Annotated in this window: 30 protein-coding genes and 1 pseudogene; 8 read left to right on the top strand and 23 right to left on the bottom strand. The window is 29.9% G+C overall.

Features of this window, described 5'->3' with window-relative positions:
* Nucleotides 1-2: 2 nt before the first annotated feature.
* The 3 genes from P8F83_RS06045 to P8F83_RS06035 form a co-directional block, all read right to left on the bottom strand.
* Nucleotides 3-1,022, bottom strand: a complete 1,020-nt coding sequence (locus tag P8F83_RS06045; RefSeq protein ID WP_326513871.1) for a 3-oxoacyl-ACP synthase — start codon at nucleotides 1,020-1,022, stop codon at nucleotides 3-5.
* Nucleotides 1,023-1,266: 244 nt separating this feature from the next.
* The gene (gene phaZ, locus P8F83_RS06040; RefSeq protein ID WP_326513870.1) at nucleotides 1,267-2,163 is read right to left on the bottom strand and encodes an intracellular short-chain-length polyhydroxyalkanoate depolymerase; all 897 of its coding nucleotides are present in this window, start codon (nucleotides 2,161-2,163) and stop codon (nucleotides 1,267-1,269) included.
* A 155-nt stretch (nucleotides 2,164-2,318) separates the two neighbouring features.
* Nucleotides 2,319-2,573, bottom strand: coding sequence for a hypothetical protein (locus P8F83_RS06035; RefSeq protein ID WP_326513869.1), 255 nt, complete (start codon nucleotides 2,571-2,573; stop codon nucleotides 2,319-2,321).
* Between the two features lie 505 nt (nucleotides 2,574-3,078).
* On the opposite strand from P8F83_RS06035, the gene P8F83_RS06030 reads away from it, so the two are divergent.
* The gene (locus P8F83_RS06030) at nucleotides 3,079-3,507 is read left to right on the top strand and encodes a hypothetical protein (protein WP_326513868.1); all 429 of its coding nucleotides are present in this window, start codon (nucleotides 3,079-3,081) and stop codon (nucleotides 3,505-3,507) included.
* 240 nt (nucleotides 3,508-3,747) lie between these two features.
* On the opposite strand, the gene P8F83_RS06025 is transcribed toward P8F83_RS06030, so the two are convergent.
* Nucleotides 3,748-4,431, bottom strand: coding sequence for a Crp/Fnr family transcriptional regulator (locus tag P8F83_RS06025; protein WP_326513867.1), 684 nt, complete (start codon nucleotides 4,429-4,431; stop codon nucleotides 3,748-3,750).
* 112 nt (nucleotides 4,432-4,543) lie between these two features.
* Between P8F83_RS06025 and P8F83_RS06020 the strand changes: the two genes are divergently transcribed.
* Nucleotides 4,544-5,221, top strand: coding sequence for a lactate utilization protein (locus P8F83_RS06020; protein ID WP_326513866.1), 678 nt, complete (start codon nucleotides 4,544-4,546; stop codon nucleotides 5,219-5,221).
* Between the two features lie 149 nt (nucleotides 5,222-5,370).
* Here P8F83_RS06020 and P8F83_RS06015 read toward each other — a convergent pair whose 3' ends face one another.
* A complete protein-coding gene (locus P8F83_RS06015) occupies nucleotides 5,371-6,261 on the bottom strand; it encodes a GNAT family N-acetyltransferase (protein WP_326513865.1) in 891 nt (296 codons plus the stop codon).
* A 168-nt stretch (nucleotides 6,262-6,429) separates the two neighbouring features.
* Here P8F83_RS06015 and P8F83_RS06010 point away from each other — a divergent pair, with 168 nt between their 5' ends.
* Nucleotides 6,430-6,846: a PTS sugar transporter subunit IIB gene (locus tag P8F83_RS06010; protein WP_021801825.1), complete on the top strand. Its 417-nt coding sequence runs from the start codon at nucleotides 6,430-6,432 to the stop codon at nucleotides 6,844-6,846.
* A gap of 74 nt (nucleotides 6,847-6,920) precedes the next feature.
* On the opposite strand, the gene P8F83_RS06005 is transcribed toward P8F83_RS06010, so the two are convergent.
* The 4 genes from P8F83_RS06005 to P8F83_RS05990 all read right to left on the bottom strand — a co-directional run bounded on the left by P8F83_RS06005 (nucleotide 6,921) and on the right by P8F83_RS05990 (nucleotide 9,738).
* Nucleotides 6,921-7,835: an AEC family transporter gene (locus P8F83_RS06005; protein ID WP_315115664.1), complete on the bottom strand. Its 915-nt coding sequence runs from the start codon at nucleotides 7,833-7,835 to the stop codon at nucleotides 6,921-6,923.
* A gap of 63 nt (nucleotides 7,836-7,898) precedes the next feature.
* Complete coding sequence (locus P8F83_RS06000; RefSeq protein ID WP_326513864.1) at nucleotides 7,899-8,351, bottom strand: hypothetical protein; 453 nt, start codon at nucleotides 8,349-8,351, stop codon at nucleotides 7,899-7,901.
* 1 nt (nucleotide 8,352) lies between these two features.
* Entirely contained in the window at nucleotides 8,353-9,207 is an 855-nt protein-coding gene (locus P8F83_RS05995; RefSeq protein WP_326513863.1) for an AraC family transcriptional regulator, read from the bottom strand.
* A 129-nt stretch (nucleotides 9,208-9,336) separates the two neighbouring features.
* Nucleotides 9,337-9,738 carry a pyridoxamine 5'-phosphate oxidase family protein gene (locus tag P8F83_RS05990; protein WP_315115673.1) on the bottom strand — a complete coding sequence of 134 codons (402 nt, stop codon included), beginning with the start codon at nucleotides 9,736-9,738 and terminating at the stop codon, nucleotides 9,337-9,339.
* 129 nt (nucleotides 9,739-9,867) lie between these two features.
* Between P8F83_RS05990 and P8F83_RS05985 the strand changes: the two genes are divergently transcribed.
* Nucleotides 9,868-10,260: a winged helix-turn-helix transcriptional regulator gene (locus P8F83_RS05985; protein WP_073016576.1), complete on the top strand. Its 393-nt coding sequence runs from the start codon at nucleotides 9,868-9,870 to the stop codon at nucleotides 10,258-10,260.
* Here the strand turns inward: P8F83_RS05985 and P8F83_RS05980 are convergent.
* Nucleotides 10,257-11,015, bottom strand: a complete 759-nt coding sequence (locus P8F83_RS05980) for a SagB/ThcOx family dehydrogenase (RefSeq protein WP_326513862.1) — start codon at nucleotides 11,013-11,015, stop codon at nucleotides 10,257-10,259. The two genes, P8F83_RS05985 and P8F83_RS05980, sit on opposite strands and share 4 nt — an antisense overlap.
* 200 nt (nucleotides 11,016-11,215) lie before the next feature.
* Here P8F83_RS05980 and P8F83_RS05975 point away from each other — a divergent pair, with 200 nt between their 5' ends.
* Genes P8F83_RS05975 through P8F83_RS05960 form a run of 4 tightly spaced genes read left to right on the top strand, consistent with a single transcriptional unit; the run spans nucleotide 11,216 to nucleotide 13,813 of the window.
* Nucleotides 11,216-11,653: a LytTR family DNA-binding domain-containing protein gene (locus P8F83_RS05975; RefSeq protein ID WP_326513861.1), complete on the top strand. Its 438-nt coding sequence runs from the start codon at nucleotides 11,216-11,218 to the stop codon at nucleotides 11,651-11,653.
* Between the two features lie 13 nt (nucleotides 11,654-11,666).
* Nucleotides 11,667-12,113 carry a DUF3021 family protein gene (locus P8F83_RS05970; RefSeq protein ID WP_326513860.1) on the top strand — a complete coding sequence of 149 codons (447 nt, stop codon included), beginning with the start codon at nucleotides 11,667-11,669 and terminating at the stop codon, nucleotides 12,111-12,113.
* Nucleotides 12,113-12,997, top strand: a complete 885-nt coding sequence (locus P8F83_RS05965) for an ABC transporter ATP-binding protein (RefSeq protein WP_326513859.1) — start codon at nucleotides 12,113-12,115, stop codon at nucleotides 12,995-12,997. The genes P8F83_RS05970 and P8F83_RS05965 overlap by 1 nt, the downstream gene beginning before the upstream one ends.
* Nucleotides 12,998-13,813 carry an ABC transporter permease subunit gene (locus P8F83_RS05960; RefSeq protein WP_326513858.1) on the top strand — a complete coding sequence of 272 codons (816 nt, stop codon included), beginning with the start codon at nucleotides 12,998-13,000 and terminating at the stop codon, nucleotides 13,811-13,813.
* 48 nt (nucleotides 13,814-13,861) lie between these two features.
* Here the strand turns inward: P8F83_RS05960 and P8F83_RS05955 are convergent, their stop codons facing one another.
* From P8F83_RS05955 to P8F83_RS05895, 13 genes and pseudogenes are all read right to left on the bottom strand, one after another.
* The gene (locus P8F83_RS05955; protein WP_326513857.1) at nucleotides 13,862-14,881 is read right to left on the bottom strand and encodes a pirin family protein; all 1,020 of its coding nucleotides are present in this window, start codon (nucleotides 14,879-14,881) and stop codon (nucleotides 13,862-13,864) included.
* A gap of 237 nt (nucleotides 14,882-15,118) precedes the next feature.
* Complete coding sequence (locus P8F83_RS05950) at nucleotides 15,119-15,526, bottom strand: arsenate reductase ArsC (RefSeq protein WP_326513856.1); 408 nt, start codon at nucleotides 15,524-15,526, stop codon at nucleotides 15,119-15,121.
* Nucleotides 15,527-15,543: 17 nt separating this feature from the next.
* Entirely contained in the window at nucleotides 15,544-16,596 is a 1,053-nt protein-coding gene (arsB, locus tag P8F83_RS05945) for an ACR3 family arsenite efflux transporter (protein WP_326513855.1), read from the bottom strand.
* 46 nt (nucleotides 16,597-16,642) lie between these two features.
* On the bottom strand, nucleotides 16,643-18,388 hold the full coding sequence (arsA, locus tag P8F83_RS05940) for an arsenical pump-driving ATPase (protein ID WP_326514822.1): 1,746 nt from the start codon (nucleotides 18,386-18,388) through the stop codon (nucleotides 16,643-16,645).
* Nucleotides 18,389-18,406: 18 nt separating this feature from the next.
* Nucleotides 18,407-18,793 carry an arsenite efflux transporter metallochaperone ArsD gene (arsD, locus tag P8F83_RS05935; RefSeq protein WP_326513854.1) on the bottom strand — a complete coding sequence of 129 codons (387 nt, stop codon included), beginning with the start codon at nucleotides 18,791-18,793 and terminating at the stop codon, nucleotides 18,407-18,409.
* Nucleotides 18,794-18,812: 19 nt separating this feature from the next.
* Entirely contained in the window at nucleotides 18,813-19,142 is a 330-nt protein-coding gene (locus tag P8F83_RS05930) for an ArsR/SmtB family transcription factor (RefSeq protein ID WP_326513853.1), read from the bottom strand.
* Nucleotides 19,143-19,437: 295 nt separating this feature from the next.
* Nucleotides 19,438-19,938, bottom strand: coding sequence for a GNAT family N-acetyltransferase (locus P8F83_RS05925; RefSeq protein ID WP_326513852.1), 501 nt, complete (start codon nucleotides 19,936-19,938; stop codon nucleotides 19,438-19,440).
* Nucleotides 19,939-19,970: 32 nt separating this feature from the next.
* Nucleotides 19,971-20,396, bottom strand: a complete 426-nt coding sequence (locus P8F83_RS05920) for a MarR family winged helix-turn-helix transcriptional regulator (RefSeq protein WP_326513851.1) — start codon at nucleotides 20,394-20,396, stop codon at nucleotides 19,971-19,973.
* 289 nt (nucleotides 20,397-20,685) lie between these two features.
* Entirely contained in the window at nucleotides 20,686-21,102 is a 417-nt protein-coding gene (locus tag P8F83_RS05915; protein WP_326513850.1) for a hypothetical protein, read from the bottom strand.
* 74 nt (nucleotides 21,103-21,176) lie between these two features.
* Entirely contained in the window at nucleotides 21,177-21,797 is a 621-nt protein-coding gene (locus tag P8F83_RS05910) for a nitroreductase family protein (RefSeq protein WP_326513849.1), read from the bottom strand.
* A gap of 114 nt (nucleotides 21,798-21,911) precedes the next feature.
* Nucleotides 21,912-24,166, bottom strand: a pseudogene (locus P8F83_RS05905) (ATP-binding cassette domain-containing protein).
* Between the two features lie 6 nt (nucleotides 24,167-24,172).
* A complete protein-coding gene (locus P8F83_RS05900) occupies nucleotides 24,173-24,874 on the bottom strand; it encodes a MerR family transcriptional regulator (RefSeq protein WP_315115721.1) in 702 nt (233 codons plus the stop codon).
* A 137-nt stretch (nucleotides 24,875-25,011) separates the two neighbouring features.
* Nucleotides 25,012-25,449, bottom strand: a complete 438-nt coding sequence (locus tag P8F83_RS05895; protein WP_326513848.1) for a MarR family winged helix-turn-helix transcriptional regulator — start codon at nucleotides 25,447-25,449, stop codon at nucleotides 25,012-25,014.
* Nucleotides 25,450-25,490: the final 41 nt, after the last annotated feature.

Below are 25,490 nucleotides of genomic sequence, written 5' to 3'. Positions count from 1 at the left end.
CGTTAACACTCTCCCCATTTAATTACGTTTGCTGACCATACATAACCTATTCCAGCTGCTATCATAAGTACTACTGATCCATCTTTTACCTTTCCTTCTTTTATTGCAAGTTTTAATGAAAGTATCTGATCTACTTGTCCCATATGCCCATAATCAGATAAGTAAATTGATTGGTCTTCTTGTAATCCCAGTTCTTTTAACATAAAATCGTGCATAGATTTTTTAAAATGCAAAACTGCAAGATAATCTATATCTTCTCTTCTTAACTCAGATTTTTCTAAAGCTTTATCAATACATTCAAACCAATTAGGCATTGAAACTTCATTAAGTCCATCTTTCATGTGTTTAGCATCCATTAACCTAAGTGATTTATATCCTTCCAAAACATTTGAATCATTAAAAGGATTTGCAATTCCCCCTATTTCAACTCCTGCATCTCTTGCAAAAGTTCCATCAGCTTTTACATGTGAACCAAGTAAAATATTTTTGCCAACATTTTTCTTTAATATAATTGCTCCACCACCTGCTGATAGGTTGTACATCATTGACATATTTGAATCTGAATAATCAACAAAATCTCCATTTCTATATCCTCCAACTATCATGACAGTATTTATTGAATCATCTGCTAAGAGCATATCTTTAGCTATCTTTAGAGCTGATACTGTTGTGCAACATCTATTTTGAATATCTATTCCCCAGGCGTTTTTTGCACCAATCTTTCCTTGTATGTAAAGAGCCGATGTGGTAAGGGGATATTCCTTCCATTCCTCTCCCATACATAAGATTACATCTATTTCTTCTGGAGATATATTAGCATCTCTTAACGCATCAAAAGCAGCTCTTACTCCCATCTCTTGAGTTCCATCATCTTCTCCTGGTATAGTTTTTTCTACTATTCCGAGTTTTTTTATTACAGCTTCTTCACTCCAAATACCATTTGTTTCTTCTGAAATTTCTTTAGCTGTCATCTTAGTTTCTGGTATATAAAGCCCCAGTCCTACTATTCCTATACTGTTCATATTAATCCTCCATTCCAATGATATAGAATGTAAGCATTTACTTACAATTCAATTGTAAACATTTTCTTATACAACTGTCAATATTAGTTTTTTGAATTTTCTGATTATTCTTAAAAATGTATTTTTTAGAAAGAAAATTTGATAAACTATTAAATTTTCTTTAACTTTTTTAAAACAAATAGGAGCCTGAATATTAGTTCAAACTCCTACTAAAGATTTTCTTATATATTTAATTTTGATCCACTTATTTGCTTGGTATAAATTCAATTATTGCATTCACAACTGCTTTCAAATTATCAATCATTGGTGAATGTCCTGAATCATTTAATAAAACTAGTTTTGAATTCTCAATATATTTATTTATATCTTCAGCCATATATAATGGAACTACATAATCCCTATCCCCTTGCAGTATTAAAACCTCAGCCTTTACAAGGGAGCATTTATTACTACCTTCTTCAACTCCATTACTTTCATTTGTCATATTAAAATGTGCCAATGCATAATCCACGTCAACTAAATTTCTCTGAGTTAGCATGTCCTCTAAGTATTCATTATATTTTTCTTCTTTTGGTTTATTATGTGTATAGATAGCAGCATTCCATAGGGTTTTATAGAATTCTTTATTTCTATCCTTTAAAGCATCTAATACCGGCTTAACTTGCACTGGATCTTCTGCAATTTCTTCTTTAGTTTTTAATAATACATTCGTAGCCTGTCCACTAGAATCCTTTTTATATATTGGATACCCTTTAACTCCTACAGATTCTAATAATATAACTTTTTCTATTTTTTCTGGACAATTAGCTGCTAACTCTAAAGCAACACCACCACCTGTTGACCAACCAATAGCTGAACATGAACTAATTCCTACAAGCTTCAAAAACTCTTCAATATCTTTTGCAAAATCATTTAATGAATTAATGGGTGTGTTATAACTAGATTCTCCAAATCCACGCATATCAACTGCAGTTATTTTATACTTGTCTTTAAGTTTATCTACGAGAATGTCCCAATGTTTTGATGAGGACATGTTACCATGAATAAGCAATAAGTTTTTTTCTCCTGTTCCCTCTTCCCTATATGACAGTGTTTCTCCATTTGATAAAGTTACTTTTTTTAATTCAAGAAAGTTGACCATTTTTATCCCTCCTAAAATATGAAAGTAATCGCTTACATTAATATCGTATAACATTTTTACAAAACTTACAAGCTAATAAAATAAAAAAATGTAGTAGATCTATATAAAAAATCTACTACACCTCATAATAAAGTTACTCTAAGTTTTATTAAAATTTAGATGTCCTTTTCTTTTTCACTTGCCTTTTTTAATTGATATAGGAACTGCAAAACAGGATCATTTTTTATCTCGTCTTCTTCTTGTATTGCAGAAATCTTATCACTTAAAGATTTAAAATCAACATATTGAGATAACTCTTCTACGGCTATTTTTAATATATCTTCATAGGTTAATCCTTGATGCTCTCTCTTAATTTCAAACTTCGGGAAATTTAAATCTGGAAAAAGATCTCTTAATGTTAATTTGTCCATATCTTGCACCACCTTTCACAAATATCTATAGTTAATTATCGATATATTTGAGGTATTTTTAATGTATAAAGAGCTAATTAATAATTTAACTATTGGTTTTAATTTATGGAAATAAAGCTAATGCTTTCATTTGTTGATGTAATCTTCTCTAATAAGTAAATTATTATGTTTCAATACATCAAAATGTTGGTATTAACTTTAGCTATATTTATTTCCATTCTGAGAGTTTTTATAAATAAAAAATTAGCTAAAGAGACTGGTAGTCGTCTATTTGTTACGCATCTGCCCTTCTTAAGGCTTATCAAAGTCATTTTGCTTAAAGGTTATGCACCCTATTACTGTAGAGGCTTCTTCCCAAGCCTAATTAAATTTCTTTATTTATGTTTAATAAGAAGTTAAATACTTAAATAGAAAAGTAAAAAAATAGAAAGCTAGAAAGGTACTTAAATAGAAAAGTACACAATTTCGATTTTTTTGAATATTATTTTATTAAGAGGTGATGAATATGGTTAAAAAGGAAAATCTATCGGAAAAAGAAATAGTGGATATTACAAAAGAAGAAAATGAAGAAACTATTGAGTATATTGGCCTTAGAGAAGATGAAGAGATTGATGGTGAAGTTATTAAAGTTCTTATAAGTTCATCATATGAAAATAAAGTTTCTAATAATATTGATGATAAAAATTTAATAAATAAATCGGAAGAGAAAAAAGACTTAATAAAAAGAAAGGGAAAACGTAAAACTCCAGCAGTTGATGGAGAAGAGTATAATATTAAGAGAGGCTATCATCTAAGAAAATCCACAGTAAGAATGCTAAACAAACTAATAGGAATGAATCAAAATATAGATATTCACATGAATACTATAGTTGATAATGCTATAAGAGAGGCTTATTTTCGTGCTTTGCTGATGGAAAAGAATAAATCTATATAAAAGAATAGATAGACCAAATTTAATTAAAGTTTGGTCCGAAGTCACAAAAAAGGAGATTTTTTAGAATGGAAAAGGATAAGTATTTTAAAAACACAGAGCTTTCCACGTAACAAAATTATAACATCATTGATTTAATTCCTAATTTTAGGAAAGCACTCCCCAACAAGTAATTTTTGAGTTTTTCCTTAAGAGAAAATCTCAAAAATGAGCAAGTGTCAATACACTTGCCCTACCTTCCAGTTAGTGAAAATCTTTTTCCACTGCTTTTTGTAATAGTTTAAATTTATTTCTATAAAAGTCAATCAAGCCGTCCCGTTTCATCCATGCAAGCTCTCTGGATAATGCACTTCTATCTACATCTAAATACTCGGCCATCGCTTCTCTATCAAAAGGAATAGTAAAAGTTTCTGTTCCAGTTTCACTCTTAACTCTTGTTAAATAAGTTAATACCTTATCCCGAATAGTAGGCATAATCAGACAATCATTTCGGTCATGCAGTTCTAATGCTCGTTCTGCAATACTATCAAAAAGATTGCCGAGTAATTGTTCGTGTGCCATACATAACTTCGTACAACATCTCAATATGCTTTTGATAGGAATAAACAGAACCTCAAGTGGTTCTATTGCCTGTACTGACATGGGGCATCTTCTTCCACGGCTAGCCGCTGTTAAAACTGCTGTATATCCACCCGGATAATGGAGGGATACAATAATTTGTTTTCCCGTAATACTCAATTTCGTACTTTGAGCGCTACCCTGCAATATGATGCCGACATTATCAACTAAATCGCCCTCATGGACAACCAGCTCATCTTTTGCATATTCTTTCCGTGTAGCTGACAGACATTTAAGCATTTGAGGAATATCATTTGGGGAAATACCTGAAAATAAACGTGATTGACATAGAGAATCTAGGTTGTTCATGAGATGCTCCTCGTTGCATGTGCAACATACTTTTTCTTTTTACTATACTATATTAATCATAAACACACAATAAGTTAGTCACCTTTTCTAACGTCAGAATGGAGGAAAAACAATGCAAGGGAAAGAACATTCAATAAAAGCTAGAAATCGACTTTTAGCCTCAAAGGTTATTAAAAATCTACAAAGTAGAAAGTTTGCGGCTTATTACTGTGATAACGCCATAGAAGCTGTAGAAAAAGCACTATCATTTATTCCGGAACGTTCTTCTGTATCATGGGGTGGGTCAGTTACGCTTGAGGAAATCGGGCTTCTTAATCGAGTACGTCAAGGCAGCTATATAGTCACTGATCGTGATAAAGCGAAAACAATGGAGGAACGTTATGACCTCATGCGCCAATCTCTTTTGTGCGACACCTATTTAACGAGCTTTAATGCCGTTAGTGAAGATGGCATATTAGTCAATATAGACAGTGTGGGCAATCGAACAGCGGCGATTACCTTTGGACCGAAAAGTGTTATTGCTATCGTTGGGATGAATAAGGTTTGCAAGACCGCTGAAGATGCAGTTATAAGAGCCAGAACATATGCGGCCCCCATTAATGTATACCGTTGTTCGTGTTCGTCCAGCCCATTTTTACATTCGCCGCAAAAAACGCCCTGCCTAATCAATGGTGCTTGTGGAGATTGTAAAACAGATGATTGTATCTGTTCTTACATTGTCCAAACAAGAATGTGTAAAACAGCGGGGAGAATAAAGGTTATCCTTGTTGGTGAATCTTTGGGATTTTGAATAAGTATTATAGTTTAATAACTGCTTTATGATGTGAGAATATAATTTATCCAAGGCAGCTATTTCATATTTTGGGGAACCGTTGTTTTATTGCAACGGTTTAGCTTATCTGCCGTTCCCCTCCTATATCCTTGTAAAAGATATTTTTATCAAGCATGAGATAATACTGGAAACATAAGCCTATTTGATGAAAATAAATTTTCTTTTCCCTTAAGTATAAATAAGGTTGTATCTTCCTCATGAAGTTTATTTATCTTAAAATCTTTAGTTACCTTTGGGGTAAATCCTAAAATAGCTGTTTTAGTGTTTTCTTCAGCTATAATAGATAAAATCTCATCTAGGGAACCGTTGCCTTTACAGAAAATATCGTAACATATTAAAATTTCATCATTATATTCAGCTACTACGATAGCTTCATGCTCTTTTATATAATAAATGTTTTCTTTCATAAATTGAGAGCAGTAGAACATAAGTAGTCCCTCATTTCCCTCCATAGGTAATGAGGAAAAAGGGGTTGAATTTTTATATAGATCTAATAAAAGCTGTTTGTCACCATCTTTATCCATATTGAGTTTTCTAACTAGTCCATTTTTTTTATTAATACTTTTGGAATATTGATATTCTTTAGCTTTTTGAAAACCAAACTTAGGATAATAATCTAATACTCCATCATTAGCAAATAAGTATATAGCATGGCATTTATCTCTCCACTCTTCTAATACCTTTTTAATTAAAAAGCTGCTTAAACCTTTATTTCTAAATTCTTTATCAGTCATAACAGTTCCTAATTGTATATATATTCTTTTTTCCTCATTCCATCTTGTTTTAATTATATTCACTGAAACATTGGCTACTACTTTATCATATTTTAAAAGACAATAAGGTATATAATCCTCTCCCCAGTAACCATTTTGGTGCCAAGCCTCAAAACTTAGCTCAAAGTTGTTTTGTGCTAGTATATTAAAGCTATTTCTTATTTTATCATTTTCTCTTACATTATTAATAAATTTATATATATCTCCATTAATCTTATAATTCATTCTTTTTAGGCTCACTCCCTTATTTATACTTAAGGATAATTATACCATATGCTTTGTTGTTCCCAAATTTCTAAACTTACTAACTTGTCCATATAATTATTGAGTTATTTCGTTTACATTGGTATTATTTACTTGTATACTATTTTTACTAAAAATGGAGGGTTTAAAATGTTAAAAATTCTTTTGTGTTGTGGTGGTGGCTTCTCTTCAAGCGCTTTGGTAAGCAGGCTTAAAAAAGAGATAATAGAAAATAATATGGATAATGAATATAGTATTGAATATTCCCCATTTTTATTGGCTAAGGATAAGACTTCTGAGTTTGATGTTATTGTATGCTGTCCTCATTTAATAATGAGCGTTAACAATCTTATAAAGGACTATAATCCAGATATTCCTATATATATTATGCCGCCTAGAATGTATGGACTTATTAAAGCTAAAGAAGTGGTACAAGATGCTAAGGATGTTGTAGATATTTACAACAAAACTAAAATTAATCCTGTACATTTTCCTGGAGAAGATAAACCTTTAAAAATCACAAGATCTATTTCCTATAGAAATGCTAATCCTAGTTATACTGGATAGTATTTTTAAAATCTATAAAGATAAGCCTCATAGATTATTAAAAATTTATAATAATCTATGAGGCTTATCTACTTTCAAGCTAATATAAGACACCAAATAGGTATTGATATCAAGGTCATAATTGTTGAAAATACTACTAATTTTGTAGCAAATATATAATCACCATCATATTTAGCTGCCATAATTGCTGTAGTACTTCCAGCTGGCATTCCAGATAAAAGTACGGATACTCCTGTAATTATAGGATCAACTCCTGCTAGTCTACATCCTAGATAAGCAAGTCCTGGTATTATTATAATACGTATAACTGTAAAATATAAAATATCCTTATTTATCATTGTTTTTAAATCTTTAACTTCAGCTATCATGGAACCTATTAAAAGCATTGTTAAAGGTGTGGTGCATCTTCCTATGGAAACTATTGTATTATAAACAAAGGCTGGTGGTTTTAAGCCAGTAATCATAAAGGCTATCCCTATATACACTGCTATCATACAAGGATGAAAAACTACCTTTTTAAATGCAACTTTTTTATCAGTTTCATCAGTAAACTGTGCTAATCCTGCAGACCACATTACAATTCTTGTAGGAATACAAAAGATTGATGAATACATTAAACCAGTTGCTCCAAAGGTGCTTTCTGCAATGGGATTTCCTAAAAATGCAGAATTGGATACTAATGTTCCATATTTTAAGACCTTTCTCTGTCTTATTTCAAATCTATCAAATGCGAATCTACAGATTAAATAGCATAAAACTTGAGCAATTATGCCAACCGCCATGATAGTTCCAAAAATCTTAAGTATCCCCATATTAAAATCAATATTAAAAGAAGTAATAATACTACATGGTAAAATCAAGTTTAAAACAAGTTCTGTTAAAACCCCTTTTGAATTTTCCGTTAGAACTCCTTTTTTCCGTAATATTATTCCTATAATAACCATTAGAAACATAGTTCCTTGAGTTGTCCACATAACGCTGAAATCCATTTAGCTACTCCCTTTCTAAGTCTAATCTGCTTCAATTAATGGTTATTATATCATATTTTTTAGTTAAAATTTAGATTTTTCATAATTATATGGGATACTAGTTCCCACAACTACGTCTTCTATTTTATCAATTATAAGCCAATCGTCCATATTACCTTGATGATCAAAATCTAGTGGTTCTATTTCTTTTACATCGCTAAATTCAACTAAGCACATACATTTTTTGTGCCAGCGATCTTTCTGCTTTTTAGATAAATTGAGTTTAGGTTGATTTTTATCTAAAGTCTCATTTATTTCCTCTTCTGAAAGTTTAACATAATTTTGAACAGATTTAACCATAGCTTCAGCAGTTATTTTCCCTGTCCCTTTTTTCATAAGATAGATCTTCTCTCCCTCAAAAACTCTACTATGAGGTATTTTTCTGCCTGCAGCTGCTCTTATTATCATGGTTTTTGAACCCTCTAAAATTTTTTCAAGTACTTTTTCCTTATCATCACAATATACTAAATGTACCATACTAAACCACCTTCTTTTCTACTGGAATCCAAACTTCATACTTTGCATTATTAGGATCTGGAGAAATATATACCTCTATATCTGGTGCATCTGCATATTCATATCCTGAGGTTGGCAGCCATTCAGTTACAATCCTTTTCTCTAATTCCTGAATAGACTTGTTAGTTCCTTCTCCAGAAAAAATAGCCCAAGTTGATGCAGGAACAACATATTCCTCAAATGAACTATCAATTTCCTTTTCACTTGTAACTGCTATAAAGTATTTCCAATCCTCCTTTTCATTGCAACAACTTACTCCTAATAGTCCCATTGGAGATCCTTCCATCATAGCTGCAAGTTTTGGTATGGTTCCATCTATTGATAGTTTTCCCCACATCTTAGGTACAGTTTCAAAATTCTTTTCAATTTCTTTTTCTAAAGGTTCTGAAACTCCTATTATTCTAAAAGCTTCTCTTTTCTCAATCCTATAATCCATACTTGTATCTCCTTTTATTGTTATCATGAAGCTAACAGGTGGAAAAGCTTTTAATAAAACCCCTTCAGCTTTAGCTTGAGATGGGGCTATTCCATGAACGTTTTTAAATGCCCTGTTAAAGGCTGTAGGAGAATCATATCCATATTTAACTGCCACATCTATAACCTTTTCATCACCATTTTGCAAATCTACAGCAGCTAAAGACATTCTTCTACGTCTTATATATTCTGATAGTGGTATGTTGGCCATATAAGCAAACATCCTTTGAAAATGATATGTAGAGCAACATGCTATTTTTGAAACTTCCTCATAATCAATCCTATCTCTCATATGCTCTTCCATATAATTAATGGAACTATTTAATCGTTCAATCCATTCCATACTGTTACCTCCTAACAATAAAATACAATATATTCCTTTTAAATACCTCTCTTTTTGTGCACAATAAAGAGAGGTTTATTTAATTATACATTATATTCCATAAAACTTCCATGTAACAATATCTATATGCTAAAATTCTATCTTTCTAGGCTCTCTTCCTGAAAAATCTGAAATCAGAGCACTTCCATGCTCAAGATAAAACACCTTAAAAATAGGATTATCTGCTGATTTATACCCCTTCTTTACAGGCTCATGTACATTTATAACTTTTTCTTTTATATTTATATCTTCACAAAACTTAATTTCTCCACTTATTCTTAAAACCACCATATCTCTTGTTGTAACTGAATACTCAATATATGGGTGATTTTTTAATTGTCTATAAACATCTTTTAAGCTATTTGTACAAAAATACAACTTACCCTCATCTTCAAGCATAAAACCAAAAGGTCTAACCCTAGGTTTTCCATCATCTACAGTTCCAAGATATCCATTTACATTTTCCTTTAAAATTCTTAATACTTCTTCCATTTTCCTACCTCGTTGATTTAAATATTTTTTATAAGTATAATGTTAAGGTGCTTTAAAAAATATTACAAGTACGCACATTGATATTACATAGTCATGTCAAACTGACTATTGAGAAAGGAAGTTATTTATATGGATGATTATTCACACGTTTGCCCTGTTACTGTAACCCAAAATGTCCTTATGGGTAAATGGAAACTTTCAATTTTATGGGTTCTTCATAATAAGATTAGAAGATTTGGTGAACTACAAAAACTTTTGCCTCAAATTTCACGTGGCGTTCTTACTCAACAATTAAGAGAGCTTGAGCATGATGGTCTTATAAATAGAAAAGTTTATGGTGAAGTACCTCCAAGAGTTGAGTATTCTTTAACTGAAATAGGAATAAGTTTCATTCCAGTAATGTCTCAAATCATGGAATGGGGTGTTGGTTATATAAATAAAACTTCTAGCTGTAATGTAGATGTCTGCATTAAAAATGATTTTCCTTGCAATAAATGCCATGAGATGCTAAAGCCTGATTAAATCTTTTTTCCAACAGCAGCAAGATATATTACAAACTCTTCGTCTCCATCTAGCTCTAAAAGTTCATCCATCATTTTTTGATCATATATGCCTATAGCACATGCACCTGAATTAATAGATTCACTAGCTAAATAAAGATTTTGGCATACATGTCCAATATCTATTAGAATTTTTTTATGTGCTGTAATGTCAAACTTCCATTCAGAACGATATGGGATAGTACTCCATGCAAAGAGAACAGCAGCTTTTTTAGCGAAATTAGGTACAAAGGGCTGCTCTAATGTCATTTCATCAACCTTCTCTTCTATATTATTTAACTCAAACATAAATAAAAGTTTATGCTGATCAGAAAGATATCTATATACTCCATTTTGTATTCCTTCAACTCTCATTATAAATAAATATGTTTCAAATGAATGTGTTGCCCCACTTGCAGGTACTGTTCTTAAAGTAATTCCTGATTTATTAGTGTCAGTAATTCCTTGAGTTGCCCATAATAGATATGATAATTCCTCAAGAGTTATTGATTCATCACTATAAAATCTTGTGCTTCTTCTTTCTTTTATACATTTATAGATATTTTCGTTTTTAATAGTATTTTCACTTACCTTTGGGAGATTAATTATGTTAGAAAATGAATTATAGGATTTCACAATAGGTGGCTGAGGTATTCCTTTCATTTTATCAGTTTTTATCTTCTTAAATTCACTAAAATTAGATTTCAAAAAATTTCTTTGATTTTCATATCTTCCCATGAAAATTCCTCCATTATTATCTTTACTTTATATAATAGCTCATTTAGCAAAAATTTCAGTAACATACGTTACTATAATCAACTCATTCTTAAGATTTCTAATATTTTTACGTATCTTAGTAGCAAAAAAGTGCAACTTAGTTTTATGTGTATTTACTAATGAGTTATTAAATTATATAGTAAATTTATAGGAGGTGCGAAATGAAAATACTTATTGAAGAGTCTCCTGATAATGAAGATGCGGAGTTAATAATTAAGTGCAAATCAGTATCTGATGAGGTTAAAAGAATAATAGAATTAATAAAACTTTCAGATGAAAAAATCATAGGTTTTTTAAATGGAGAATCCTATGTTGTTGATCCTATTAAAATTCTTTATTTTGAAAGTGTAGATAAAAAAACCTTTATGTATACAGAAAATAAGGTTTATGAAATCTCCTTAAGGTTATATGAACTTGAGAAAAAAATGAGTAAATATGATTTTTTTAGATCTAGCAAATCAACCATAATAAATATTTCTAGAATAAAAAAACTATCTCATAAATTTAATGGTAAACTTGAAGCAACTTTAGATAATGATGAGAAGTTATTAATTTCAAGGCAATATGTATCAGTTATTAAAGAAATATTAGGCTTCTAAAGGAGGGTTTTATATGGAAAAAGGATTTAAAATGATAGTACAATTTAAATTTGCATGGGGTTTAATATTTACTGCAACTACTTTACTTTATTCTATTGTAAGCTTAATTTTAGGAGAAAGAACTATTGAAATAAGTTTAATATGGAAGTTTGTGGCTATGACCTTATTATTAACCTTGATACATTTTTTAGTTTATGGAGAATATATATTAAAATCACAATCCCCACTAAATAAAGTAATAGTTCATTTTACTCTTTGCTATATGGTATTATTTGTTTTTTCTTATCTTTTTGATTGGATTCAAGATATGAACGTGCAATCAATTGGAATATTTACAATCAGTTATTCATTATTGTATTTAAGCATCTCATCTTCTTTATTTTTTTATTACAAAATTACAGGTGAAAGACTTAACAACAGACTTAAGGAATATAAAAAACGTAAAGGGAGGATAGATTAATGAAAATAATAGATATTAAAAATCTAACTAAAAGCTACGGTAAAAATAGAGGGATAGAAGATGTTAACCTAACTGTTAATGAAAAAGAAATATTTGGTTTTATAGGTCCAAATGGAGCTGGTAAATCTACAACTATTAAAGTCCTTCTAAATTTTATTTTCCCAACACATGGAGAAGCTAAGATTTTTGATCTTGATTGTGTAAAAGATTCTGTGAAAATAAAAGAGAACATAGGCTATGTGCCTAGTGAGGTTAGATATTATGGAAATATGAAGGTAAGAGACATCATTTCTTATGGTGAATCTTTTCATAATAATATTGATAAAGAATACGTACAACAAATGTGCAAGGATTTTAGTGTAGAACTTGATAAAAATATATCTGAACTATCTTTAGGAAATAAAAAGAAAGTTGCAATTATACAAGCTATTTTAAATAAACCAAAACTTTTAATTCTTGACGAACCAACTAATGGACTTGATCCATTAATTCAACAAAAACTATTTGAAACTCTCACTAAATTAAAAAATGAAGGCTCAACAATATTTTTCTCTAGCCATAATTTAAGCGAAGTTGAAGAGTTTTGTGATAAAGTTGCTATTATAAAAGAAGGAAAGATTATAGATATTAAGGATATTAGCGAATATTCTAGAAAAAAGATAAAGAAAATAACCATTAAAACTAGCGAGGTCATTGAAGAAGAGTTACTTTCTTTAGGGATAGAAAACTTAGAAAAAAATAATGAAGTTTTAAACTTTTATTATTCAGGTGCTATAAACCCTCTTTTAAGCCTTTTAATTAAATATAAAATTGAAGATTTAACTATTGAAGAAAAGAATTTATCTGAAACCTTTATGAGTTATTATTATAAGGAGGACAAATAAATGAATGTTTTTAAAATTGAAGTAAAAAGAGGATTTAAATCGTTACTTATATGGAGCATAGTTTGTATTCTACTAATTGTTCTATTTATGTCCATGTTCCCTTCTATGAAAGACAGCGGTATGCAAGAGTTAGTAAATACAAAAATGGATGCTCTTCCTGAAGCTATTTTAGATGCCTTTAATCTAAAAGATGCTCCTGATTTCTCTAAGTTAAATGAATATTTTGCTTACGTTTTTCAATATATTGTAATGGCAGGTGCTATATATGGGGGTATCTTAGGAGCTAAATCACTGATTGAGGAAGAAAGTGAAGGTACTATAGAATTTTTATATGCAAAACCTATTAGTAGAACCAAGATAGTAACCTCAAAAATTCTATCATCTATAGTTTTATTTTATATATTCATTATTCTTATGGCAATTGGGTCAATAATAGTCGCTTTAGTAGTTAAACCTGCTGATTTAGAGTTTATTAATGTGGTAATGGATATGAAAAAGCTATATTTAGGACTGTTTTTAGTAGGAATGGTATTTATGTCCATAGGATTTAGTATTTCAGTCTTAATACCTCATTTAAGGCTAGCTACACCAATATCTATTGGTACATTTTTTATAACTTATCTTTTGGGAATTTTCTCTCAAATGATTGATTCCTTAGAGTTCTTAAAATATTTTTCACCTTCTAATTACGCTGTACCATCTGAAATTCTAAAAAATGGCTTTGATACTACTAATATACTACTAGCATTAATAATAAGCATTATATGTATTACCCTTACCTATATAATTTATAGGAAAAAAGACTTAAAAATTTAAAATATAAGCTCATAATAGAAAAACTAAAATTCTATTATGAGCTTTATCTTATTTATCCTTATACTCAACTGCACCATCTGGATATTTTGCAAATCTTCCCTGCTCTCTTGGATGTACAAAGTCATCTCTTCCCCATGGCCAGCCTCCAAAACCAGTAGTTCTATAATCTGAAAAAGCTTTAACTATATCTTCTTGAGAATTCATAACAAATGGTCCATAACTTACTACAGGTTCTCCTATAGGTTCACCCTCTAGAAGAAGTATATAGCTTTCTTCGTTTCCATTTTTTATTTCTATTACCTCATCTCCAGCAAGCTCTACTCCGCTTTTTACTTTTATAGTTGTTCCATCAATTGTTATATTGTCTCCAGAATAGAAATAAACTGCTCTATTTAATGTAGATGAAACTTCTTCTAAAACAAAGATAGCTTCTGGTTCCATTTTAATAACTGCTATTCTAACATTGTTTTTTTCTTCACCAGCCCAAGAATTAGGAGATGGATCTAAGCTTTTAGTATCTTTATAAGAACCTGCTACAAGCTTAACAGTGCTTATTTTTCCATTAATATCTTTACTCTCTATAACAGGAACATCTTCCCTCCATAACATCTTATAATGAGGATCAACAAACTTATCTTTTTTAGGTAAGTTTAGCCATATTTGAAATAACTCCAATGGATTATCCTTATCTCTATTAACTAAAGGGAACATCTCGGTATGGTTGCAGCCTTTACCAGCTGTTAACCACTGTACATCACCTTCTCCATATCGTCCTGTAGCTCCAGCAGAATCAGCATGATCTACTATTCCTTCCTTTACTATAGTTACTGTCTCAAAACCTCTATGTGGATGTTGTGGAAATCCTGGAATCACATCACCATGATACATACTCCATCCATCTTTCCCTTGAAAATCACTTCCAATATCTCTTCCAGCTAAAGAAGCATCTGGTCCCATGTCATCATTTCCCTTTGGAAAAGCATCATTATGATATGCACAAAATAGAAATGGATCTTTAGTTTGCCATTGTGTCCCTAATTTATTTATTTTAATAATTTTATTTTTCATAATTACCTCCTTAATATTAACTTATTTTATAATTAAAGTTTGTGAGAATTCAAAAGACTTTATATAATATATTTTTTAATGTAACTTACTTTTAGTAACAATATAATTAAACCATATTTCTTATATTTAGTCAATAATTATTCTTAATTATAAAGTTTGAAACTAATAATAATAAAAGTACCCTGTAATTTAGCACACTTTTCAGTGTCTATTTTACAGGGTATAGTTTATTTTTTTCTAAACTTCATTATTTAGTATTCTATTTTTTAAATCATAAACTTTTTCTTTAATAGTCTCTGCTGTTTTTATAAATTCTTCATCTGCTTTTCCTGTTGGGTCATCTAATCCCCAATCTTCTGTATGTCTAGCTGGTAAGAAAGGGCAAACTACATTACATCCCATTTTTACTACTATATCAACTTCTGGAATATCACTTAAAAGCTTTGATTTATGTGATTCATTCATATCCACACCATGTAAGCTTTTTATAATTCTAACTGCATCTTGATTAATTTGATCTTTAAGTTCAGTACCAGCTGAATATGCCTCAAAAACATCAGAAGCGTACAGTTTACTAATAGCTTCTGCCATTTGTGATCTACAAGAATTGTGAACACATATAAATGCAACCTTTGGTTTTGTCATAATAATTACCTCTTTCGTTATTTATTTTCAAATGATTTTCTAGTACTATTAGCAATTTTAACTAATGTTAACATTATAGGAACCTCTGTTAATACACCAACTACTGTAGCTAAAGCTGCTCCAGATTTTAATCCAAATAAAGATATTGCAACGGCAACAGCTAGTTCAAAGAAGTTGCTTGCTCCTATCATTCCAGCTGGAGCTGCTATACTGTGAGGTAATTTCCAAAGCTTTGCCCAACCATAAGCTATTCCAAATATTAAAAAAGTTTGAATTGTTAATGGAATTGCAATTAATAGAATGTGCAATGGATTATTTAAAATGATATCCCCTTGGAAGGAAAATATTATAACTAGTGTTAACAACAAACCTATAATTGTAATATTATTAAACTTTTTTATAAATATATTATTAAAGTAATCAAGACCATTTTTCTTTATAACAGATGTTCTTGTTATATATCCTGTTGCTAAAGGAATAACCACAAATAGTACAGTTGATAATAGTAAAGTACCATATGGTACGGCTACATCACTTACACCTAATAAAAATGCCACTATCGGTGCAAAAGCTACCAAGATTATTAAGTCATTAACTGCAACTTGAACTAAGGTATATCCAGAATCTCCTTTAGTAAGATAACTCCAGACAAACACCATTGCAGTACAAGGAGCTGCCCCTAATAAAACTGCCCCTGCTAGATATTCTGTTGCTAAATCAGCTGGTATGAATGCTTTAAAAACAACTTTTAAGAAAAATGCTGCTATCAAATACATAGTAAATGGTTTTATAAGCCAGTTAGTTACACAAGTTACTATTAGTCCTTTGGGTTTCTTAGTGGCATTTACAATGCTTGAAAAGTCAATTTTTAACATCATTGGATATATCATAATCCATATGAGTATAGCAGTTGGAATTGATACATTATAATACTCAAATTTGTTAAGGGTATTTGGAATCACAGGTAAAAACTGTCCTATTAATATTCCTACAACTATACATAATGTAACCCAGATAGTTAAGTATCTTTCAAAGACACCTAACCCTTTACTTTCGTTTTCCTTTGGCATAATATTAATCCTCCTAAAACTATTGCTACGATTATTACTTTACATATTACTTCAATAAGCTTAAAAGCATATCCCCTTTTATTTCTTGTGGTTTCCACTCAACTACAGCAAAATTGCCCTTAGCTATTTCATTAACTTTATTAATCCAAGGAATCTCATTATTAGCTTTTGCTTTTAAAATCTCATTAGTAGTATTTGTTGCATATAAGCTTGAGTTTATGATCCACCACTTGCTATTTATTCCTGCACGCTTTAAATCATCTTCTAGTCTTTTTGCTTCATAAACAGGAGTGGTTTCAGCTAAAGTTACTATAACTACTTCTGTTTCATCTTCATTTCTTAATCTAGGTAAAAGCTTTTTCACTGATTCAGGAATATCTCCCTGTGATCTTTCTATTTCTCTATGATAGCTCTGTGTAGAGTCTAATAATAAAAGCGTGTGTCCAGTTGGTGCTGTATCTATAACGACTACCTCATTTTCTGACTTCTCAACTATCTCTGCAAAAGCTCTAAATACCGCTATCTCTTGAGTACATGGAGATCTTAAGTCTTCTTCTACATATTCTAAGTCTTCTTCACTCATAGTTTCTCTACCCTTACTTAAAACTTCTTGTGTATATTTTTCTAATTCCATTTTTTCATCAATATTACTTAAAGTAATTCCATAACTTTCATCTAAAACAAATTTAAGATGATGAGCTGGATCTGTAGTAGTTAAGTGTACTTTTTTACCTTTATTAGCTAATCCTAGAGCTATAGTTGCAGCCATTGTTGTTTTTCCTACTCCACCTTTTCCCATTGTAAAGATAACTTTTTTATTAGAATTATATAAATCTTCTATTACTTCACTTAACTTAGGTATTTCATTTACACCTAATTTTTCATGATTGTATTTTATATTATCTTCTTTTAAAAAGGCTCTTAAGTTCTCAACACCTGTTATATTGTATGGTCTTAAAGGAATCTCAAAAGTTTCTAAATTCTTTAAGTGTTCTGGTATATTAGCTAAAGCTATTTTTTGTTTATTAAATATATTATTTGATAATTCATCATCAGGATTTTTAAGAACTCCGTTTATAACAAGGACTTGATTATTTACACCAATATCCTGAAGTTCTTTTGATGCTCTTTCTGCTTCTTTAAGTGGTGAAACCTCTGGTCTAGATACTAGAATAAGAGTAGTTAAATCTTCATCTGCGAGAGTTTTAACTGCATTTTTATAAATCTCTTTTCTATCTTCAAGACCTGCTAGTTGACCTAAACAGGATGCACCATGTTTGCTTTCGCTTATAAAGTTACTCCAAGCAGATGGAAGCTGCAACATTCTAAGGGTATGACCTGTAGGTGCTGTATCAAAAATTACATGATCAAAGTCGTTTTTCACCTTATCATCTGTTATAAAGTTTGAGAATTCATTAAAAGCTGCTATTTCAACTGTACAGGAACCTGATAATTGCTCTTCCATGTTCTTAATAACTACATCAGGAAGCTTTCCTCTATATGGTCCTACAACACTTTCTTTATATTCTTTTGCAGCTTCTTCTGGATCAAAGTTTGCAACAACTAGGTTTGGAACTTCATCTATTTCTACCCCTTTATTATCTAAAGTGGTATTGAAAACATCTTGTAAGTTTGACGCTGGGTCAGTACTTACAAGCATGATTTTTTTCCCTTGATCAGCTAGTGTCATGGCAGTAGCACAGGCTGTCGAAGTTTTTCCAACTCCACCTTTACCTGTAAAAAATAAATATTTAGTTAGTTTAATATCATCTAAATTGAATTTATTCAAAATAAAAATCCCCTTTCTATTTTAGCAGCAGCCATCCTTGCAACCACAACTCTTTGGTTTAAGCTTCATCTCTGCTTTTTTAATAGAAACCTTAAGATAATCTTCTGTAACTTCTAAATATTTACAAAACTCTTCGTTTGAAAGATAACCTTTTGTTTTAACAACTTCACCATCTACTAAAGTTACTGGAAGAGTATCCACTCCATCACTATTTAAGATATCATTAATAACCTTATTATCTACAAAAGCTTGTGGGTTACTAGATAAATTATGTCTTTCAACAACCACACCATTGCTTTTTAAGTTATTTAATACAGTTGAAACTCTTAATAATTCTGGATCAACTCCTGGTCCACATACTCCAGTTGAACAACACATAGCAGGATCAAAAATAATCATTTTTTTCATAATTAACAACTCCTTAAATTTATTCTTTACATTTTTTATTTTCTTCTACAGATTTACATATACAGTCTTCAGTTTCTGTGACTATATTCATTAAATATAAAACAAGCTTATTTGCACTTGTATTATCTAAAGTGTAGTAATTCCATAAACCTTCTTTTCTAGACTTAACAAGCTTACAATCTATTAATACTTTCATATGATGAGATAAGGTTGGCTGAGTAAATTCAAAATTCTCCAATATATCACAGGCATATTTTTCTCCGCAGGAAAGAATGTCTATAATTTTTAGTCTGTTTGGATCTGATAATGCTTTAAAAATTTTTGCATTAACTTCATAATCTAAATTCATTAAATCACTCCCTATATAGATGGTTGTCTATATATTAAATATAGATGTTCATCTATGTAATGTCAATAGCATTAAATATTTTAGCATTTATATTTGAATTACATTCACTTTTATCTATATATTGATATTATATTCTTATTTGATTATCTTGATACTATTGGATTTAGTATTCTCAAATTCAAGATTTAATTATAAAAACTAGGAATGTAGATTTAATTAATTATAAAATTAGAGAGCATATATTTTTTGTTTATATATGCTCTCTAATCAAAATAATTTAATATAGAAACCTTAATCATATCATACCAGTAATAGTACTTCTTCTTTCAAGTAATACAACATCGTGCCATGTTCCGTTAGGCATCTTAGCTATTCTTTCTCTTATACCTATTTCTCTAAATCCGCATTTTTTATGCATTTCTATACTTCCATAATTCTCTTTTATAATTGAACAATATACTGTCCAAATTCCACTTTCTTCGCTTTCTTCGATTAATTTTTTCAGAAGACTTGTTCCTATACCATGTCCTCTATATTTTTCTCCTATATATATGCTTACCTCAACTACGCCTTCATAACAACATCTACTAGAAGTTGGCGCTATAGACACCCAGCCTAATACCCCATCCCCAGAACGTGCTACTAATCTACCTATTTTAAGATGACCTTTATCCCACGCTTCCCAAGTAGGCGCTTCATTTTGAAATGTTGCTATCCCTGTATTAATTCCTTCTAAGTAAATGTCTTTTACTTGCTCCCAATCTTCTGACCTCATCTTTTCAACTTTGTAGTCCATATCTCTTCTCCTTTTAACTAAACCTAAAATATTTAAATTTTATCTATAGCTTTTATAAGTATGTCTAAACTTTCTAACACTTGTTGTTTTTTCTCATCTGGAATTTCGTCATATATCTTTTTGAAATATTGGTTCATATCTTTTTCTATTCCCTCAAAAATTTTATGGCCTTTATCTGTAAGTGATATTGTTACATATCTTCTATCTTCTGGATCAATATCTCTTTTAACTAACTCCTTTGAAACAAGGCTATTTACAGTCCTACTCATTGTACTGTTTTCTAAATTTAATAATTCAGCTAATTGATTTAAGGAGATATTTTTTACTCGTCCTATTTCTACTAATGCGTGACACTGTGACATTGTAATATCGCAACATGAATAGCCACATTCCTCTAAAACTCCAAGTTTTCTTTCCATTATTCTTATGGATTCTCTTAATTGTTTTTCATTAATCATAATCAATTACCTCCTGCAATTATTGTACTATATAATAGTTGCATCATACAACTATTTTTTTTAAAAATTAGTCAATTAGAGTTATTCTTTTCATTATTTAAAGACTGCTATAAGTACGATATTTAAATACTTATAGCAGTCTTTATTCATAATTTATTAAATTTGATTACTTATGTGTGATTATGTTTTAATTAATTACGATAGTTTACATCATACTCATCTAGACCTGCAATTCTTCACTTACCCTTGTCCAATCATTATCTTCCATTTCCCTTATGTAAAATCCCATTTACCCAAGCCTCTTACAATAATCTCCAACTAACTTTATGATTTTTAATACCAAAATTTCAAATCCATAAACTACAAATATAAAAAATAACTCTAAAGGAGTAAAAATTATAAATGCAAACACATTATCAACTTTATCAAATGTATAATAATATTTAATGTTAAGTTCCATGATTATGTAATTTACTACACCTAAGATCAGAGCAGAGGAAATGAAATATGGTAATACCTTTTCTTTATGTTTGTATGTTAATAGAATAATCATAGAAGCTAGAGTTATGGTAATTATGTAGCTATTATAATAAATATATATTTTAGTTATAATCTCAACATTATTAAACCTTCCTATAGTCCCCCATAAATTAAGTGATAAAGCTAAAACAAATCCAATAACCGTAAATATGAGAATTTTCTTCATAAGTCCCCCATTTGTATATAATTCAATATAGTAAATTATAACAAATAGATGATATATTCACAATTTTAGAATTTCTAAAAGTATTTTACAAATTCAGTAGCAGGTTTTCTATAACCTCTAATTTTATCACTACTCTTGTCCATTTTACCAATTGTTATCATCAATACAGGTACTTCATTTTCAGGAATATCTAGTAACTTACTTATTTTCTCTTTTTCAAAATATATCATTGGACATGTATCCCATTCTTTATTTTTTGCTAAAAGCATAAAAAGCATAGATGATAATGATGCATTCCTAATTGCTTCATCATGTTTAAATTCTTCTCCCCACCCCGTATAAAGGTTATGAATACTATCAATCATAATTTGGTACTCAGTTTTATCAATCATTCCAAGTAACATTGACCCCTCATAAATTTTGTCTGCTGACAAATATGCATTTTTATCTCCAGTAACTATTATTACTGCCGATGCAGTTTTAATTTTGTACTGTTTAAAGGATGCCTCATAAACTTTGTTTTTTAACTCCTCATCTTCTACTATGTAATATTTTGCATGCTGTAAATTAAATGCTGATGGAGCTAAAGAAAGTTCCCTAAATATTTCATTAAAATCTTCTCTTGGGATTTTTATACCCTTAATAAATTTATTTGCAGATCTTCTTTCTCTTACAATTTCTAAAAATTCATTCATATAAATACTCTCCTTGCAGTAAATATTCTATTCTCTCTGCTATTTTATATAGTCATTATTCGTTAATGATTATTATACTATATCTACTCTAGAAAAGTAAGTGAATTCTCTTATTTATATGTTCTTAATAGCTTCAATATATTTAGCAGTTAATGATGCCTCACATTTAAGAAGCTCTTTTGGTGTTCCTTCAAATATTATTTCTCCACCTCTAGTTCCACCATCTGGTCCCATATCAATTATCCAATCACTTCTTTTAATTACATCTACATTGTGTTCAATAATTATAACTGTATTTCCCCTATCTACAATTCCTTCAACTATATTTATAAACTTTTCTATATCTGCCATATGAAGTCCTGTTGTAGGTTCATCTAAAATATAGATTGAGCTTTTAGTATGAAGTTCACTTGCAAGTTTTAATCTCTGACACTCCCCACCAGATAATGTGTCTAGGGTTTGCCCCAAACTTAAATAACCTATACCCATTTCCTCTAAAGCTTCTAATTTTGACTTTATCGCTTTAATATTAAAGAATTCAATAGCTTCTGTAACAGACATATCTAGAACTTCTATTATATTTTTACCTTGATATTTATAATCCAAAACTTCACTTTTAAATTTTGTGCCTTCACAAACATCACAAGTGCTTTTTATATTTTCCATAAATGCAAGATTTGTTTCTATTACTCCACTTCCATTACAGTTTTCACATGCTCCTTCTGAGTTTGAACTAAATAATGATATACTAACATTATTAGCTTGAGAAAAAGCTTTTCTTATATTATCCATGATTCCACTATAGGTTGCTAAACTTGATCGTGAATTAGCTGATACTGCGCTTTGATCTATAAGTACAGCCTCTTTATTTTGTTTTAAGAATTCATCTTTTATTAAGGTACTTTTACCTGATCCAGCAACTCCAGTTACAACCGTTAATATACCTTTAGGTATGGTAACTGATATATTTTTTAAGTTATTTTTATTACAATTAACTGCCTCTAGATACCCTTTATGCCCTCTGACTTTATCTTTGATTAATAGTGACTTCTTTAAGGCTTCTCCAGTTAAAGAGCCAGATTTAAGTAAATCTTCATAGCTTCCTTGATATACAACTTTTCCACCATTTCTTCCTGCTCTTGGTCCTATGTCTACAATGTGATCTGCAATCTTAATTACATCAGGATCATGTTCAACTACTAACACTGTATTCCCTTTATCTCTAAGTTTAATTAAAAGATTATTTAATTTATTTACATCTCTTGGGTGAAGTCCTATACTAGGTTCATCAAATATATACATCAAATCTATAAGATTGCTGTTTAAATACTTTACCATTTTTATACGCTGAGATTCTCCTCCAGATAATGATGAGGTTTCTCTATCTAATGTTAAATATCCAAGCCCTATGTCAATAATATTATTAAGTTTCTCTATTATACTTTTTACAAATGGTTCTGCCTCTGTATTCTTTATTTCTCTAATGACTTTAACTAATTCGTCAATTTGCATTTTAGTTAAATCTGAAATATTATAGTCGTTAATTAAACATTTATATACTCTTTCATGAAGCCTTCTTCCATCACATTTAGGACATGTATCTTCAATAAGAAGTTTATTAAGTTTTTTCTTTGATGCTTCTGAGGTTTCTCCTTGTTTGCCTAAATACAATCTATTAAATTTAATTAATAATCCCTCAAAGGTTATGTTCATTTTACCTGTTTCATCAAGTTTTATTTTATGAGCAGGAGAATTTAAGAATTTCTCCATTTCTTCCTTTGAGTAATTTACTATTTTTTTATCAGGGTCAAAATATCCTGAATCAACAAACAGTTTCCAGTGCCAAGAATCTACCCCAAACCCAGTAAGTAAAATAGCTCCTTCATTTAAAGACTTATTTATATCAAGTATTTCACTCATGTTAGGAATTAGCTTTTTCCCAAGACCTTGACATTCTGGACACATACCATGTATATCATTAAAGGAGAACATATTTGCTTTACCTATATATGTACTTCCAAATCTTGAGTATAAAGCTCTTAGGAAAGAATTTATATCTGTAATAGTACCTAAAGTTGATCTTGAATTACCTCCAAGTCTGCTTTGATCTATTATTATTGGGGTAGATAAGTTTTCTATTTTATCAGCTTTAACCTCACCATACTTTGGTAAAAAGTTTCTTATAAATGCACTAAAAGTTTCATTTAACTGTCTTTGTGCTTCCTTTGCTACTGTCTCAAAAACAATAGATGATTTACCAGAGCCAGATACCCTGTAAATATTGTTATTTTTCTTTTGGGTATTTCTAGTGAAACATTTTTTAAATTATTTTCCCTTAAGCCCTTTAAAACTATAAATTCTTTCTCCATACTTATTCAATCCTCCTTCATTTTATTTAGATGACATATTAAATTTTCCATATCCTTTTGTCTATCTCCTATAGGTGATAATAATTCATTTTCTCTATGTATAAATTCAAAGTTATTAGCTTCTATTTTTCTAATCATTTTCCCAATACATTGAGTACTGTAGTTTTCTTTTCTTATAAGTTTTATAGTCTTCAATAGAATAATTTCATGTTCAGAATAAATTCGGTAATTATTTTTATTATTTCTTGGTACCTCTAATAGTCCATTTCTCTCCCAATTAATAATCACATCCATAGATACACCGATTTCTTTTGATACTTCACTTCTTTTTAAAGAAATCCTCTTATTTTCATCAATATGAAATTTTATTAACTCTTTTATTTCTTTAATAAGTATAAATTCATTAGCTTTTTCAACTTGTATTTGTAATAAGAATTTCTTACTTAAATCTAAAGCTATATCTAATTCATTCCTTGCAATGGTTTTTAAAATTTCTCTTACTTTAAATATCATATAAACTTTTACTATATCATTTTTTAAAACTAATCTTGCAAGCTTAATTTGCTCAATATGTTTATCTGTATAAATCCTATAACCATTTTCACTTCTTTCAACATTGCTTATATATCCTGATTTTTCATAAGCTAAAATAGTATTATTGTGTACACCTATTATTTTTGCCACATCTGATGTTCTATAGACCTTCAACTAATTACCTCCTTCTCCAATATACAGGTCAGATTATATCATAATACGTAAACCCTGGTGCGATATTGGAGTGTTTGTGTATTTTCATTTCAATATAATAAATGCCAGACTCAAAAAAAGCCTGGCATTGTTATAAGTTAAAATCTAAAATCATTTATATTGTTAAGCACTTTATCTATATTACGCTCAAAAATTACTTTTTGCTCATCTGTAAAATCCTTTAATAGTAGACTACGAAATTCTTCCTCTAATTCTAAAATTCTTTTTCTTATTGGCACAGCATCCTCAGTTAATCTTATATGAACACTTCTTTTATCTGAATGGCATTCACATTTTTGAACTAATCCTTGTCCTTCATACTTATTTATTATATCTGATAATGAAGATTTAGATATCTGCCACAAACTTGCAACCTCATTAAAAAGTAACGTAGATCCATCCTCTGGTAAAATATGAAATAGAGTTATGTGGTTTTGTAATATTGGTAAACCTTCTGCCTTAAGTCTTTTCATCATGAATTTATCAAAAACTTCACTGACTATTTTTATTTTTCCCATAACACATTTCTTATCCATTATTACCACCTCATTCGTTCGAATACGAATTGATTGTAATC

This window comes from Clostridium intestinale, assembly GCF_035905475.1.
Classification (GTDB): Bacteria; Bacillota; Clostridia; order Clostridiales; family Clostridiaceae; genus Clostridium_T; species Clostridium_T intestinale.
Note: the sequence above shows the minus strand (reverse complement) of the source record. Positions and strands in the feature narration are given on the sequence as shown.